15 protein-coding genes are annotated in these 14,270 nt (G+C 51.5%); 7 read left to right on the top strand and 8 right to left on the bottom strand.

Annotated features, from left to right (window positions below; genetic code table 11):
- Positions 1-16 precede the first annotated feature (16 nt).
- The 4 genes from O71_RS00635 to asnS all read right to left on the bottom strand — a co-directional run bounded on the left by O71_RS00635 (position 17) and on the right by asnS (position 3,761).
- Positions 17-1,435, bottom strand: coding sequence for a hypothetical protein (locus O71_RS00635; RefSeq protein ID WP_192811616.1), 1,419 nt, complete (start codon positions 1,433-1,435; stop codon positions 17-19).
- Complete coding sequence (locus O71_RS23615) at positions 1,366-1,551, bottom strand: hypothetical protein (RefSeq protein ID WP_155800402.1); 186 nt, start codon at positions 1,549-1,551, stop codon at positions 1,366-1,368. The genes O71_RS00635 and O71_RS23615 overlap by 70 nt, the downstream gene beginning before the upstream one ends.
- A gap of 71 nt (positions 1,552-1,622) precedes the next feature.
- On the bottom strand, positions 1,623-2,198 hold the full coding sequence (locus tag O71_RS00630; RefSeq protein ID WP_007652215.1) for an outer membrane beta-barrel protein: 576 nt from the start codon (positions 2,196-2,198) through the stop codon (positions 1,623-1,625).
- Positions 2,199-2,321: 123 nt separating this feature from the next.
- A complete protein-coding gene (asnS, locus tag O71_RS00625) occupies positions 2,322-3,761 on the bottom strand; it encodes an asparagine--tRNA ligase (protein WP_007652213.1) in 1,440 nt (479 codons plus the stop codon).
- A gap of 288 nt (positions 3,762-4,049) precedes the next feature.
- Between asnS and rpoN the strand changes: the two genes are divergently transcribed.
- The 5 genes from rpoN to O71_RS00600 all read left to right on the top strand — a co-directional run bounded on the left by rpoN (position 4,050) and on the right by O71_RS00600 (position 8,015).
- Entirely contained in the window at positions 4,050-5,498 is a 1,449-nt protein-coding gene (gene rpoN / locus O71_RS00620) for an RNA polymerase factor sigma-54 (RefSeq protein ID WP_007652211.1), read from the top strand.
- A 141-nt stretch (positions 5,499-5,639) separates the two neighbouring features.
- A complete protein-coding gene (locus O71_RS00615; protein ID WP_007652209.1) occupies positions 5,640-6,260 on the top strand; it encodes a hypothetical protein in 621 nt (206 codons plus the stop codon).
- Between the two features lie 65 nt (positions 6,261-6,325).
- Positions 6,326-7,108: an enoyl-CoA hydratase-related protein gene (locus O71_RS00610; protein ID WP_007652207.1), complete on the top strand. Its 783-nt coding sequence runs from the start codon at positions 6,326-6,328 to the stop codon at positions 7,106-7,108.
- A gap of 189 nt (positions 7,109-7,297) precedes the next feature.
- Complete coding sequence (locus O71_RS00605) at positions 7,298-7,762, top strand: hypothetical protein (RefSeq protein WP_007652205.1); 465 nt, start codon at positions 7,298-7,300, stop codon at positions 7,760-7,762.
- Positions 7,749-8,015: a hypothetical protein gene (locus O71_RS00600; RefSeq protein ID WP_007652202.1), complete on the top strand. Its 267-nt coding sequence runs from the start codon at positions 7,749-7,751 to the stop codon at positions 8,013-8,015. The genes O71_RS00605 and O71_RS00600 overlap by 14 nt, the downstream gene beginning before the upstream one ends.
- On the opposite strand, the gene O71_RS00595 is transcribed toward O71_RS00600, so the two are convergent.
- On the bottom strand, positions 8,016-8,726 hold the full coding sequence (locus tag O71_RS00595) for an ABC transporter ATP-binding protein (RefSeq protein WP_071530810.1): 711 nt from the start codon (positions 8,724-8,726) through the stop codon (positions 8,016-8,018).
- A gap of 237 nt (positions 8,727-8,963) precedes the next feature.
- Between O71_RS00595 and O71_RS00590 the strand changes: the two genes are divergently transcribed.
- Both O71_RS00590 and O71_RS00585 read left to right on the top strand, forming a co-directional pair.
- On the top strand, positions 8,964-9,551 hold the full coding sequence (locus tag O71_RS00590; protein ID WP_040573375.1) for a DUF4142 domain-containing protein: 588 nt from the start codon (positions 8,964-8,966) through the stop codon (positions 9,549-9,551).
- A gap of 89 nt (positions 9,552-9,640) precedes the next feature.
- Positions 9,641-10,213 (top strand): DUF4142 domain-containing protein, encoded by a 573-nt coding sequence (locus tag O71_RS00585; RefSeq protein ID WP_007652196.1) that lies wholly within the window; start codon positions 9,641-9,643, stop codon positions 10,211-10,213.
- A 65-nt stretch (positions 10,214-10,278) separates the two neighbouring features.
- Here the strand turns inward: O71_RS00585 and uvrA are convergent, their stop codons facing one another.
- From uvrA to O71_RS00570, 3 genes are all read right to left on the bottom strand, one after another.
- The gene (gene uvrA, locus O71_RS00580; RefSeq protein ID WP_007652194.1) at positions 10,279-13,173 is read right to left on the bottom strand and encodes an excinuclease ABC subunit UvrA; all 2,895 of its coding nucleotides are present in this window, start codon (positions 13,171-13,173) and stop codon (positions 10,279-10,281) included.
- Between the two features lie 131 nt (positions 13,174-13,304).
- Positions 13,305-13,688, bottom strand: coding sequence for a YidH family protein (locus O71_RS00575; RefSeq protein WP_007652191.1), 384 nt, complete (start codon positions 13,686-13,688; stop codon positions 13,305-13,307).
- 98 nt (positions 13,689-13,786) lie between these two features.
- Positions 13,787-14,182: a DUF202 domain-containing protein gene (locus O71_RS00570; protein ID WP_007652189.1), complete on the bottom strand. Its 396-nt coding sequence runs from the start codon at positions 14,180-14,182 to the stop codon at positions 13,787-13,789.
- Positions 14,183-14,270 lie beyond the last annotated feature (88 nt).

Raw genomic sequence — 14,270 nt, 5'->3', positions numbered from 1 at the left:
GCGTCTTTTATTGGGCTTAGTTCTGTGTGAACTCCAGTATCTTGAAGGTCTTACTGCGCTTGTCGTAATAGCCGTAGTGCAGCTTGTTATTGCCGTAGCGGTACAGTGTCTTATACTCCGGCGTCTGCTTCAGCTCTTCTTCATAGGCCTCTATCTTGTCCTGCACGGTGGCGGCGGTACTGTCGTCTTTTGCTACATAAGCTTTCTCGAGCGTCTCACTATCGAGTACAGCCCTGAAATAGGTACTCGTTCCCGGCCCTACCGGCTCACCGGATCGGTTATAAAACGGATCATAGTAGTAGCGGTTGTATGGGAACATACTGTAGCTATACGGTAAGGTATAAGCAGGCACCCAACGACCTGGCATCAGGTATAAGCCACGTGAGGTCTGGATAAAACGGTCGGGCGTACGCACCAGTCTGCCCGGGTCTCCGTTTATGTTCCGGCGGCTTGGTGGCTGATACGAACCGATGGTAAGCTGCAGTGTGCTGTCGTTGAAGGCATCCACCGTAATGGCAGGTTTACCCGTCGACAGGTTGCGCATCACCTTAGAGGTCTTCTCGATCACGCTATTGCCTGAAGAGAACAAGGCGCCTGCCCCCCGCTGGTGCACTGGCGTGGCTTTGATGTCGATATCCTGGTCGGCCGTATACCTGTACTCCTTAATTGGCTGCAGCGTGTTGAAGTTATAGGCGGTCAATGTAAACTCGTCTTTCTCTAACTGTACCCGGAAAAGAGTGTTGGCATGCAGGAAAGAGTTGAAATTGGACTCGCTTTTAACAGCCAGCGACGGCAGTGTGCGGTATTCGGTTTGGCCGCTTGGCCAGTCGAGCGTCAGGATCTCGGTGGTCAGCTCTTTCTTCTTGCCACGGAGGGAGAAGCCGTCGAACACCAGGTATAGCTTATCACCGCGGGTATAGATCTTGCTGCGGTGCTGACCGGCAAACACGGTGCGTTCCAGATCGGGGTGCACAAAGATCAGTTCCTGCTGGCGTTCGCCCCGGGTGCGGGTGCGCGGCAGGTCAGCCATCTGGAAGGTCTTCTTCTCGTAGTAGCTTTCATCCAGTTCACGGTGCAGGATCAGGTTATCCTTTTTGTCGGTGTAGATCATGTAAAAATGTGATGCATCTGCAAAGGCCCCGACAAACGTCTCGTTCCTGTCACGGCGCAGCGGCACATCGGGCAGGCTACGGAAACCACCGCTATACCTGTTCACGGCAAACGGGCGCACAAACTCTTTGCTGCCGTTTACATACCGGCTGTAAAACACAAACTCAGTATCGGTTACGCGGGTGCCCAGCACCTGCGGCTGCTGGCCATTGCGGTACGGTATCTCCTGAGTCGCCACGGTCTGCCCTTGTGCATCTACCAGACTAAAGTGCAGCTTGCCACCCTGAAAGAAATAGAGGCAGACATTACCGTCGCCATCGGCCACCGACACCAGATCTTCGGCGCGGCGCAGGGCAGCTCCAGGCTGGCGAACTCCTGCTGCGCACGCACTTCCGGAGCGGCAAAACCGAGCAGGAGCAAGGCTAAAAATATATATCGCATAAGTTTAATTTATTAAGGATTAATCTTAGTTGTGATAGCAAAATTCTAGCCAAAAAGATAAATTAGTAACACTACTTGCTACTGATGCAATAGGATAAGGATAGTTGGAATACTTGGTTTTTAGCGTGTATTACTTTGACCAAGCCTACCTGGTGACGAAGGCTAAAGGTCAGTCCGGCTTCATCTCCGTAGGTAAGCCCATACAATAATCCGTGATCTGCTCCTTTCATGTTCGGCCTGGAAGAGTAAGATTCAAACTCATAACGCTCAGACAGTAGCAGACCTGCATAGGCACCTCCTTGTAAACTTACATTGGGAGCAAGAAAGACTTTGGCAAGTACTGGCACATTCAGGTAATGCAGCAGCAGGTGGCCTCTGTTTATCTTTGCTCCCTGTAATGAATACTGAGCTTCTAGCTGTATACCTAGCCAGTCGTTTTCCATGGTGAGATAAGAGATGCCGGCATGGGCACCAATTTGTCCGCCAAACCAGGGCTCGCCCTTGGGAGATAAAGCCGTAAGGCTTGGTCCTATTTTGATACTGGTATACTTCCTCTTGGCAGAAGAGGAGGCTTGCTCCTGTGCCATCATCGTAGTAGAGTAAAGCAAAAAGAGTACTGTAAAGAGTAGTAAGTAGAGTTTGTGCATAGAGAATTAGAAATAAGTTAGCAGCATAAAGATAGGTAAACGCGGAATAGCTTTTTCAGGTCAAAACAAAAGAGCCCGGCTAAGGTATAGCCGGGCTCTTTGATTACACAGGTATAGCCTGTGTTAAAACTCTGCGTTCTTCGGTGTGCGAGGGAATGGAATCACGTCACGGATGTTGCCCATACCGGTCACGAACTGCACCATGCGCTCGAAGCCCAGACCAAAGCCGGCGTGCGGACAACCTCCGAAACGGCGGGTATCCAGATACCACCACAGGTCTTCCTCGTGTATACCTACGCCCTTCATGCGCTCCACCAAGATGTCCATACGCTCCTCACGCTGCGAACCACCCACGATCTCGCCGATGCCCGGCGCCAGGATGTCCATAGCAGCCACGGTTTTGCCGTCGTCATTGAGACGCATGTAAAAGGCCTTGATGTCTTTTGGATAGTCGGTTACGATCACCGGCTTCTTGAAATGCTTCTCCACCAGGTAGCGCTCGTGCTCACTCTGCAGGTCGATGCCCCACTTCACGTCGTACTGGAATTTCTTCTTTTTGTAGTGGTTCGAGTTGAGCAGGATGTCGATGGCTTCAGTATAGGTCACACGCTCAAAGTCGTTGTTCACTACAAACTCCAGCTTCTCAAGCAGGGTCATTTCCTGGCGCTCGTTCTGCGGCTTGCTCTTGTCTTCCTCTGTCAGGCGCTGGCCCAGGAACTCAATGTCCTCGCGGTTGTGCTCCAGCGCGTAGCGGATGATGTACTTGATGAACTCCTCGGCCAGGTCAGCGTTCATTTTCAGGTCATAGAAAGCCATCTCCGGCTCGATCATCCAGAACTCAGCCAGGTGACGGGCCGTGTTGGAATTCTCGGCACGGAAGGTCGGTCCGAAGGTATAGATATCGCTGAAAGCCATCGCCGCCAGTTCACCTTCCAGCTGACCCGATACGGTGAGGTTGGTCGCTTTGCCGAAGAAGTCCTCTTCGTAATTCACCTGTCCGTTTTCAGTAAGCGGTGGGTTGGTTGGGTCCAGCGTAGTTACGCGGAACATCTCACCGGCGCCCTCTGCGTCAGAGGCCGTGATGATCGGCGTGTGCATGTACACGAAGCCTTTTTCGTTGAAGAATCTGTGTACGGCAAAAGCCAAAGAGTTTCGCACACGGAACACGGCCCCGAAGGTATTGGTACGGAAGCGCAGGTGCGCGATCTCTCGCAAAAACTCCAGCGAGTGCGCCTTCTTCTGCAGCGGATAGGTTTCCGGATCGGCTTTGCCCAGCACCTCGATCGTGTTGGCCATGATCTCGTAGGCCTGTCCCTTGCCCTGCGACTCTACCAGCTGCCCCGTAATGGCTACGGCAGCACCGGTGGTTACGTCCTTCAGCGCATCCTCGCCAAATTTCTCGGCATCGGCTACTACCTGCAGGTTCTGTATCGTGGAGCCGTCGTTCACGGCAATGAAATTCACAAATTTGTTGCCGCGCTTGGTGCGTACCCAGCCCTTCAATAAAACCTCGTTGCCTACACCGGCACCCGTCAGTAGCTCTTTTACTTTTGTGCGTTGCATGTTATTTCTAGTAGCGTAATGTGTCTGAACAAATTATAAGTTAGGGTATAGTTCTCTGCCCTTCAAAAAAGATAGAAAAAGATGCGCTAACACCTTCAAAGGGACGACTCTAATCTGCTTAGGTAAAGTTCAGTAGCAGGCAAGTTAACCTGCGTTGACACTTAGGTATAGCCCCTTTTTCAATAATCCCTCAAAGTAACGATATTTTAACCTTTTTTGTAAATGCGAGTAAAATTATCCTAAATTTGAAGGTGCACTGACAGGCGCCAGAATCCATTTTCACCCACTATGCAGCGACTCGATTTAAGACAACTCTTATCCCAGAAGTTATCGCCGCAGCAGATACAATTTATCAAGCTGCTGCAGATACCTACTGTTGAGCTCGAAGCGCGCATAAAAGAGGAGATGGAGGTGAATCCAGCGCTTGAAGAAGGCCGTGAAGAGCCCGAAAACGAATACAGCGACTCCGACTCAGACGACTACGACAGCGATGACGACTACGGCAAAGACGATGTCGACATCAATGACTACCTGAACGACGACGAGATAAGCGGCTACAAGATGCAGGGTGACCGCGGTGGCGATGATGACGATGACCGTGAAATGCCCATCGCCATGTCCACTTCGCTCACCGACAACCTGATGGACCAGCTGGGCTTCCTGGAGCTTGACGACAAGCAGTACACGATCGGGATGCAGCTCATAGGCAGCATCGACAGCGACGGGTACATTCGCCGCGACCTGAGCTCTATTGCCAATGACCTGGCCTTTTCGCAGAACGTGATGACCACGGAGGAGGAGATCGAGCAGGTGCTGCACATGATACAGACCTTTGATCCGGCAGGTATAGGCGCACGTGATTTGCCGGAGTGCCTACTGCTGCAGCTCGAGCGCCGCGAGCAGGACGAGACCATCCGTTTGGCTGAGCGCATCATCAAAGACTCGTTTGAAGAGTTTACCAAAAAGCACTACCAGAAGATACAGAGCAAGTTTGGCGTGTCGGAAGAAGAGCTGAAGAAAGCAATCGACGTCATCATCAAGCTTAACCCGAAGCCAGGTGGCAGCGGTGCCGGCATGACGCGGGTGCAGTATATTATACCTGACTTCATTCTGACGAACGAAAACGGGCAGCTGCAGCTTTCGCTCAACTCCCGCAACGCTCCCGATCTGCGCATCAGCCGCTCCTATGCCGATATGTTCGATGCCTACGACAAGTCGGATAAGAAGGACAAGAAGCTGAAGGAGACAGTGGCATTTGTGAAGCAGAAGCTCGATGCGGCCAAGTGGTTCATCGACGCCATACGCCAGCGCCAGAACACACTGCTGCGCACCATGGAGGCCATTATTAAATATCAGCACGATTTCTTCTTGGAAGGCGACGAAAGCCAATTGCGCCCGATGATTCTGAAAGATATTGCCGAGGAGATCGGGATGGACATCAGTACCGTGAGCCGTGTTGCCAACAGCAAAGCCGTGCAAACTGAGTTCGGTATTTACCCGCTCAAGTACTTCTTCTCCGAAGGTATAGCCACTGACTCTGGTGAGGATGCCAGCAGCCGTGAGGTGAAGCATATTCTTAAAGAGATCATTGACAAAGAGAACAAGCGCAAGCCACTGTCCGACGAGAAAATTGAAAAGCTCCTGAACGATAAAGGCTACAACATTGCCCGCCGTACCGTGGCCAAGTACCGTGAGCAGCTCAACATACCTGTAGCACGTTTGCGAAAGGAGCTTTAACTGTTGATGTCTAAATGGGTAAATTGTTGATTGCTGATTGTTTGGTGCACGATTGGACAAGTCACGACCTGTTTCTACAAGTGAAACCTTCTGAACTTTTTAACTCCTCAACTCCCAAACTTTTAAACTCCTAAACTCTACTTGAACCGCTCCCTTGCCCGCTTTTTGTCTATTGCGTTTCACCCACTGCTGATGCCGACCTATCTGTTCGTCATCATCCTATATTTTTTGCCGGTTTCCTCTATCTCACTTCCGCTCCAGAGCCGCTGGATTGTGCTGAGCATGATCTTCTTCAGCACCTTCATGGTGCCCGGGCTAGGAGCTTTTGCGATGTTCAAAACCGGTTTTATCGACTCGTATGAGATTGACCGACGCGAGCAGCGCAGCAAGCCGCTTTTGTTCACGGCTATTTGCTATGCGGTCACGACTTATCTGTTTTACTCAGAGCCTGTTTTTGATCAGCTTTTCTATTTTGTAATGGGGGTGATCACCGCATCTGTCTTTGTGGCCTGGTTCGTATCCTTCTTCTGGAAGATCAGTGCGCACGGCATCGGACTGGGAGGGGCCTTAGGTGTGCTTTTGCTGGTGAACAAACTGATGCCCGAAGCAGGTTTGCTCATGCCTATCATATTGCTGATCCTGGTATCTGGGGCAGTGCTCTCAGCCAGGCTGGCGTTGCATGCTCATACCCCGGCGCAAGCCTATACCGGCTTTCTGACAGGGCTTGTGCTGGTGCTCATGGCAGGCATGGTGGCATTATAGCGGTTTTTGCTCTTCAGGGTGATTATCTATACCTTTGGTTATCTCTACTATAAACAAACGACAACATGAACTACGAGTGCTTGCTATACAACGTGCAGGATGGCGTCGCGACCATTACGCTGAACAGACCTGATGTTTTCAACGCTTTTAACGACAAGCAGAGCTACGAACTGCAGGATGCTCTGAAGCAGGTGACGCGCGACGACAGTGTGCGGGTGGTTATCCTGACAGGTGCCGGTAAGGCCTTCTGCTCCGGGCAGGACCTCAAAGCCATCGCCAGTGCCGATAAGCGTGACCTGTCGGAGTCGCTGGAGAAAAGGTATAACCCGATCATCCGGGCGATGCGGAATCTTCCCAAGCCAATTATCTGCAAGCTAAACGGTGTGGCCGCAGGTGCCGGTTGCTCGCTTGCTTTAGCCTGTGACCTGGTTGTGGCTTCCACTGCAGCAAGCATGATCGAGGTATTTGTGAACGTGGGCCTGGTGCTGGACTCTGGCTCGTCTTTCTTCCTGCCGCGTGTGGTGGGTTCACTTAAGGCCTTTGAGTTGAGTACCCTTGGCTCCAAGGTGGGCGCTGAAGAAGCCCTGCAGCTAGGTGTGGTCAACAAAGTGGTAGCACCGGAAGAACTCGACGCTGCTGTGGCTGAGCTGGCGGCCCGTTATGCCGTGGCACCGACCAAAGCGATAGGCCTGATGAAAAAGATGCTTAACAAGTCATTTAACTCCACCTTGGACGAGATGCTGGATTACGAGGCGCACTGCCAGAAAATAGCCGGTAACTCAGCAGACTATAAGGAAGGAGTTACTGCCTTCAACGAAAAGCGCAAGCCGAACTTCACGGGTGCTTAGGCCAGCATATAAGTCCTTACCATAAGTATAGAAGCCGGAACCAGTGTCCGGCTTTTTTTATACCCCGCATTTTAGGCCATTCGCCCATGCTAACAGCCCTTTCACACATAAATTGAAATATGATGGGCACACAACTACTACATCAAGTATACATATAGTAGTATTCAAAGGAATAATTAGCTTAAAATTATGAAAAATCAGTTTCTCCTCATCACGACTGTACTGCTATGGGTATTGCTGACCACCCCTGCACATGCGCAGGACTGCAACGGCTATATGCTGTTAACTGAAAATGCAGAGTACGAGATACTCAACTACAACCAGCGCAATAAACTTACAGGCCGTATGCTTTACAAGGTGACAGATGTGCGGCGCGACGGCAATAAATTGGAGGCTACGGTTCATACCCAGATGTATGATGAGAAAGGCAAAATGGCCAACGAAGGCAGTTACCAGGTGGGTTGTGAAAGCGGATCTATCTGGATAGACATGCGCTCGCTTATGAACCCGGATATGATGGAAGCTTATAAGAACATGGAAGTCAAAATGGAAGGCGACCACATGGACTACCCGGCCTCTCTCAGTCCCGGGCAGCAGCTCAAAGACGGCAGCTTCACCATCAACGTCATAGACAAAGGCAGTGGCAGAACATGAGCACGATCACGATGCAGGTGACAGGACGCACTGTGGGCAACAAAGAGCGGCTGGAGGTGCCGGCCGCACCTACGAAGGCTTCAAGATAAATCAGGACATGGAGGTGCAGACCCGTGCCATAGGAATGAAAATGCCCGGTACCCGCATGCAAACGGTAGAGTGGTTTGTGCCCGGCACCGGCTGGATCAAGTCGGAAACCTACCGCAACGGCAAACTAATGACTTACAGCGTGCTCAACAAAATCAATAAGTAATCATAAAGAATAGCCGATCGAGAAGTTCAGCTGCGGAGAGGGCCCCACCGTGAAGACGGCGCCTTCATCGGAATGCACCACATGCCCGATGATGTTTTCCCTGATCAGGTCTCCGCCGTTGGTGGCATTGGCAATCTTAACCCGCCCTCCAAGTCCTCCTGACAGCTCTGTGGTAAAGTGACGGCCCAGCCGGAACTGGTAACCAAGGTGGTAGCTCAGGTCTATGACATTCTGGTAAAGCCGGCCTACATACCTGAAGTCAGGGTCGCTGGGCGGCACGTCCGGCAGGTCAAACACATTGCGCTCAAACACAATGAAGCGGTAGCTGAACATAGGGCCGTGGAAAAAGCCGAAAGGAGCAGGTTTCTTCTTAGAGGTATAGTAACGCTGACTCATCCGGATGCCGATGCCCATCACATCCTTTATATTAGTTGACCAGCCATCGCCCTTCATGTGCAGTTTGTAAAAATAGCTCAGTCCGAACTCGTTACTGATACCGGGTGCGCGCACTTTTTCATAAGAAACGAAGACTTCTCCGTAGTGCAGCGGGTGTATCTTGAATACCTTGTCATGGTCCCGGTCAATGTTAGCCATCTCGGCACGATCCTCCCTTTCCTGCTCCGTTACCTGTGCATGGGTTGCGGTACAAATCATAAAACAATAGAAGAATACCAAAGCTGCGGTGGGGCGCAAGGCCAATAGTCGTGTCATAAGGTATGGCTTAAGAAGGGTTGCAGGCTTGTTTCAGGTATATATCGTTTTATGCCTGAGATGGTTGTAGCCTTTTCCGTCTGGGTTGCATACCCTCTCACTTTAACCCGAAAAATCCTCCAAACAGCGGTTTTTTGACTGTGTCTACTATATTAAAAGCACATAATATAACAACATTGCATTAGGGGCGTATACCAATCTGTTCAAACTATTTTACTATTAACAAGAAATAACACTATGAAAAGAATTGCAACAACAGGATTAATGGCATGTGCCTTTATGTTCGGCACAATGGCCTGTGGCGGCTCGGGCAGCGACAGCGTAGAACAGGCACAGGAAGCCACCGAACAAACCTTTGAGGACACTGCCATGGAGGACCGAAGAGTAGAGGCCTCTGAGTTTGTGACCAAAGCAGCCAGCAGCAGCATGATGGAAGTAGAGGCAGGTAAACTGGCGCAGGAACGTGCGACCAACCCACAAGTGAAGGAGTTTGCCGCCATGATGGTAAAGGACCACTCAGCGGCAAATGACGAACTGCGCACGCTGGCAACCAGCAAAAACATCACACTGCCTGACAGCATGAGCAACGAGCACATGGACCAGATGCGTGATTTGCGCGACAAGCAAGGTGCTGAGTTTGACAGAAACTATATGGACAAAATGGTGAGCGCGCACGATAGCGACATCAGCATGTTTGAGGATGTGGCAGAAGATGAAAACTACGCAGATGCAGATGTGAAGGCATTTGCCAGCAAGACACTTCCAAAGCTGCGCCAGCATCGTGATCGTGCCCAGCAGATCAGAGACGGCCTTGGTAATAACTAAGCACTTGTTCTGATTTATTTTATAAAAAGACTATCTTGAGCATCTGCAGCCCTTATGGTTGCAGATGTTCCTGTTTTAAACCCATGTGTATGATTCGGAAATTTACGGTGTATATGGCGAGCGCCCTATTGCTGTTGGGCAGCACCTCATGTGGCGGAGACGATAGCATAGAGCAGGCAGCCGCCCAGAGCGTAGAGCAGTTTGAGGCCGCTGGCGTGCAAGGCATGAAAAACGACGCCCTGTTTATAGCAGAGGCCACCAGCGCAAATATGCTGCAGGTGCAGCTCGGCAACCTGGCTTTGGAGAGAGCTGTCAGCCCCGAAGTAAAAGAAATGGCGCAGGATATGAGCACAGGTCACCGTCGTGTGATGGAAGACCTGCAGGATGTAGCTGTTCAAGGCGAATTTGTGGTACCTAACGAACTGGGCAGTTCGCATCAGAAGGTATACAATGAAGTGAGTGGCGAAACAGGTATAGGATTTGACCTGGCCTACATCAAGCGTATACGCGAAGAGCACAATCGTTTGCTGAAACGCTACGAAGACATGGCAGAGAACGCAATCAATATGGATGTCAAGCAGTTTGCCTCCAAGCAACTACCACTCTTGCGGCAGCACCTGCAGAAGGCCGAAGCACTCGAAGACAGACTCGGAAGCATCTAAAAACGAAAAGTCCGCTGCTATACCTTAGCAGCGGACTTTTCAAATATGCTGAGCTATACCTGATTCTAAGCCTGACCGTTTTCGCGGTAGTGGCTGGTCTTGAGCTCCTCTTTCAGGAAGCGGGCGGTATAGCCTTTGCCTTTTTTAACGATATCCTCTGGCGTGCCGGCAGCCACAATAGTACCGCCGCCCTCGCCGCCTTCCGGCCCGATGTCGATGATCCAGTCGGCGATCTTGATCAGGTCGAGGTTGTGCTCAATGATAAGCACCGAGTTGCCTTTGTCAGTCAGCTTGTGCAGCACCTCGCTCAGGTGCTCAATGTCCTGGAAGTGGAGACCGGTTGTCGGTTCGTCCAGGATGTAGAGCGTCTTGCCCGTGTCTTTCTTGGAAAGCTCTGTAGCCAGTTTCACACGCTGTGCCTCACCGCCCGATAGGGTAGTCGCCTGCTGACCGAGGGTAATGTAGCCTAAGCCCACCTCGTTGAGTGTCTGTATCTTGCGCAGGATGCGCGGCTGACTTTCAAAAAACTCCACGGCCTGCTCTACCGTCATATCCAGCACGTCAGTGATGCTCTTGCCTTTGAAGCGCACTTCCAGCGTTTCGCGGTTGTAGCGCTTGCCTTTGCAGACTTCACACGGCACGTATACGTCCGGGAGGAAGTTCATCTCGATCGTGCGCATACCTGCCCCTTCGCAAGCCTCGCAGCGGCCGCCCTTCACGTTAAACGAGAAACGACCTGGGTTATACCCTCTGATCTTGGCTTCCGGCAGTTGCGCAAACAGCGTACGGATATCGGTAAACACACCCGTATAGGTAGCCGGGTTGGATCGTGGCGTACGACCGATCGGTGATTGGTCCACCTCGATCACTTTATCAAGATGCTCTAATCCCTCAATTTTCTTATAAGGAAGCGGGTCACGCTTGGCCCGGAAGAAATGCGTGTTCAGGATTGGATAGAGCGTGTCATGTATGAGCGAGGACTTGCCACTGCCCGATACACCCGTTACGCACACCATCTTGCCGAGCGGCAGCTCCAGCGTTACGTTTTTCAGGTTGTGGCCCGTAGCACCTTTCAGCTTCAGCACCTCACCCGTACCCGGACGCTTCACACGCGGCACCGCTATACCTCTTCTATTGCTCAGGAAGTCTGCTGTGGTGGTGCCGGCATTCATCATGTCTTCCGGTGTGCCGGCAGTTACCACCTGTCCGCCGTGTATACCTGCGCCCGGACCGATGTCCACCACGTAGTCGGCCTGCAGGATCATGTCTTTGTCGTGCTCCACCACAATGATGGAGTTGCCCAGATCGCGAAGGTCCTGCAATGCTTTGATGAGGCGCTCGTTGTCGCGCTGGTGCAGGCCTATGCTCGGTTCGTCCATGATGTAGAGTACGCCCACGAGCTGGGTGCCGATCTGAGTGGCCAGGCGTATACGCTGGCTCTCGCCGCCCGAAAGGGTTTTTACAGGACGGTGCAGGCTCAGGTAGTCCAGACCTACATCCAGCAGGAAGCCGATGCGCTTGCGAATCTCTTTCAGGAGTTCACGGGCAATCACATTCTGACGCTCGTTCATGCGGTCTTCCACGCCCTCAAACCAGGCAGCCAGTTTGTTGATATCCAGCACCGAGAGTTCGCCTATATTAGTATCAGCGATCTTGAAGTGCAGGGACTCCTTTTTGAGTCTATACCCGTTACACTCCGGGCAGGTCGTCGTCTGCGCAAAGTCCTCCACCCAGGAGCGGATGTTGTCGGAGTCAGATTCCATCTGCCCTTTCAGAAAATTGACAATGCCCTCAAACTCGACCACATAGTTGCCTTTTTTGGTATTCACCTCCAGCTCTTCGTCCAAACCATAGAGCAAAACACGCAACACGTCCTCCGGCAGATCTTTGATCGGCGTCGAAACCGATACCTTGAAATGCTTGAAAAGGGCTTCAATCTGCTTGAAGATCCAGATATCTCGGTACTCACCCAATGGCGCTATACCTCCGCGACGAATACTCAAACTTCTGTCAGGTATAACAGACTCTTCGGTGATCTCCTGAATCTCTCCCAAGCCGTTACATACCGGGCAGGCACCGTACGGCGAGTTGAACGAGAAAGAGTTTGGAGCCGGATCGTCATAGGCTATACCTGTGGCAGGGTCCATGAGGTGACGGGAGAAGAAGTGTGTCTTGTCAGCGTCCACGTCCAGTATCAGCACCGTGCCCTTGCCGTGCGTGAGCGCATTCTGGATAGAGCCAGACAAACGGAAACGGTCTTCCTCCTTCACCACGATCTTGTCGATTACGATCTCGATGTCGTGGATCTTATACCTGTCCACCTGCATTTTCGGGGCGATCTCCATCAGCTCGCCATCCACACGGGCCCGAATGAAGCCCATCTTGCGGATCTGCTGGAAGAGCTCGCGGTAGTGGCCCTTACGGCCTTTCACCACCGGGGCCAGTACCACAATGCGTTTACCGTCGAAGTTCTCCAGGATGTGGTTCACGATCTGGTCATCGCTCTGGCGCACCATTTTCTCGCCGGTCACATAGCTATACGCCTCGGCTGTGCGGGCCCAAAGTAGTCGCATAAAGTCGTAGATCTCTGTGATGGTGCCCACAGTAGAACGCGGGTTGCGGCTTGTGGTCTTCTGCTCGATGGAGATTACCGGCGAGAGGCCTTCGATCTTGTCCACGTCGGGGCGCTCGAGTCCGCCCATGAAAGAGCGGGCGTAGGCCGAGAAAGTTTCCATGTAGCGGCGCTGTCCTTCGGCGTATATGGTGTCGAAAGCCAGCGAGGACTTGCCCGAGCCACTAATGCCGGTAAAAACGACCAGCTTGTAGCGGGGCAGCTTGATGGAAATGTTTTTGAGGTTATGTTCGCGGGCACCGTATACTTCAATCTGCTGTGTTTCGCCATTTAGCGAAAAGGCAGTGTCGGTGCTGCTTGCTGTGTCTTGCGCTTGATTAAAAGCCATTCAGGAATGCTTGATTTTAAATAGCAAAGGTACAAAAATATCGGCTCCTCCGGACTCGGAGATGCTAACCCTTCTTAACAGAGATCAGCGCTAAATGGTTTAGCTTTCAGCAATTATCCTTAGCATATACCTCAATCTATGTTTCCGTAGCGCGATGCCTGTTTTTCGTGAAGTTCTTCGTGGTGGTGACTTGTGGGCTCGTATTCTTGCCGATGGCGCTGGATCAGCTTCTGCTTATTGAGGTAGCGCACGAAGCTATACACTGCCAGCAGTATACCAATAGGCAATAGCGTTAAGCCGATCAGCTCCATGTAAACATGCTGAGAGAACTTAATGGCAGCAAAGCCCCCCGCAATAAGTGCAATAGCCGTTCGGAAATAAGCCATCAGGGTACGCTCATTGGCAAAGATGGTACGTTGTATAGCCATCTCGTCCCGGATCTCAGCGTTCTTCTTTTCCAGCTTTTTGATCTTCTTACGCAGTTTCTTGATTTCGTCTTGCTCCTGCACAGGCATCGATTCTATTTTTTTGAGAAATATACGAAACAAACAGAAGGAAAGGGGTAGCAGCAGCGTGCCTTGTCTTTATAACGGCGGGCATAAGCAGGTACGCATTAGGCAGAGGTTTGTTTACCATTCTCGCCGGGTTCGAGCATTTCGCTGTGTGCCCGCTCGTGTTCATGACTGGTAGGGCAGTAGCCCTGGTGGTGATTCTCAATGATACGCTGCTTGTGCCTATACCTGACAAAGCTGTAAACGCCCAGTATAATACCAATCGGGATCAAAATGACACCAATGATCTCCAAGTACAGATCATCGGAAAGCTTGATGGCCACAAAACCACCTACTGATATGGTCATGGCCGTGCGCAGGTAGGCCATCAGGGTACGTTCATTGGCGAAGATGGTACGTTCTGCCGCCATGTGGTCACGTATCTCCGCGTTTTTCTGCTCCTGCACTTTCAGCTTCTTCTTGAGCTTCTTGATCAACTCTTTGTCCGCGTCTGACATAGGCTTGGGGCTTTCCTGTTATTATGTACGATTCTACTGGGCTAAGGTAATGGCAATCAGATAAAGCCTTTAGTTAGAACCGAATTCA

The sequence above is a fragment of the Pontibacter sp. BAB1700 genome (genome assembly GCF_000277005.1).
GTDB lineage: Bacteria > Bacteroidota > Bacteroidia > Cytophagales > Hymenobacteraceae > Pontibacter > Pontibacter lucknowensis.
This window is presented reverse-complemented; position numbering and strand designations above follow the sequence as displayed.

Excerpts from the sequence above, each read along its gene's own strand:
- O71_RS00570 (WP_007652189.1), bottom strand. The coding sequence starts at position 14,182 with ATGTCAGACGCGGACAAAGAGTTGATCAAGAAGCTCAAGAAGAAGCTG.
- O71_RS00610 (WP_007652207.1), top strand. The coding sequence starts at position 6,326 with ATGAACTACGAGTGCTTGCTATACAACGTGCAGGATGGCGTCGCGACC.
- O71_RS00595 (WP_071530810.1), bottom strand. The coding sequence starts at position 8,726 with ATGACACGACTATTGGCCTTGCGCCCCACCGCAGCTTTGGTATTCTTC.
- O71_RS00605 (WP_007652205.1), top strand. The coding sequence starts at position 7,298 with ATGAAAAATCAGTTTCTCCTCATCACGACTGTACTGCTATGGGTATTG.
- O71_RS23615 (WP_155800402.1), bottom strand. The coding sequence starts at position 1,551 with ATGCGATATATATTTTTAGCCTTGCTCCTGCTCGGTTTTGCCGCTCCG.
- rpoN (WP_007652211.1), top strand. The coding sequence starts at position 4,050 with ATGCAGCGACTCGATTTAAGACAACTCTTATCCCAGAAGTTATCGCCG.
- O71_RS00630 (WP_007652215.1), bottom strand. The coding sequence starts at position 2,198 with ATGCACAAACTCTACTTACTACTCTTTACAGTACTCTTTTTGCTTTAC.
- O71_RS00585 (WP_007652196.1), top strand. The coding sequence starts at position 9,641 with ATGATTCGGAAATTTACGGTGTATATGGCGAGCGCCCTATTGCTGTTG.
- asnS (WP_007652213.1), bottom strand. The coding sequence starts at position 3,761 with ATGCAACGCACAAAAGTAAAAGAGCTACTGACGGGTGCCGGTGTAGGC.
- uvrA (WP_007652194.1), bottom strand. The coding sequence starts at position 13,173 with ATGGCTTTTAATCAAGCGCAAGACACAGCAAGCAGCACCGACACTGCC.
- O71_RS00575 (WP_007652191.1), bottom strand. The coding sequence starts at position 13,688 with ATGCCTGTGCAGGAGCAAGACGAAATCAAGAAACTGCGTAAGAAGATC.
- O71_RS00590 (WP_040573375.1), top strand. The coding sequence starts at position 8,964 with ATGAAAAGAATTGCAACAACAGGATTAATGGCATGTGCCTTTATGTTC.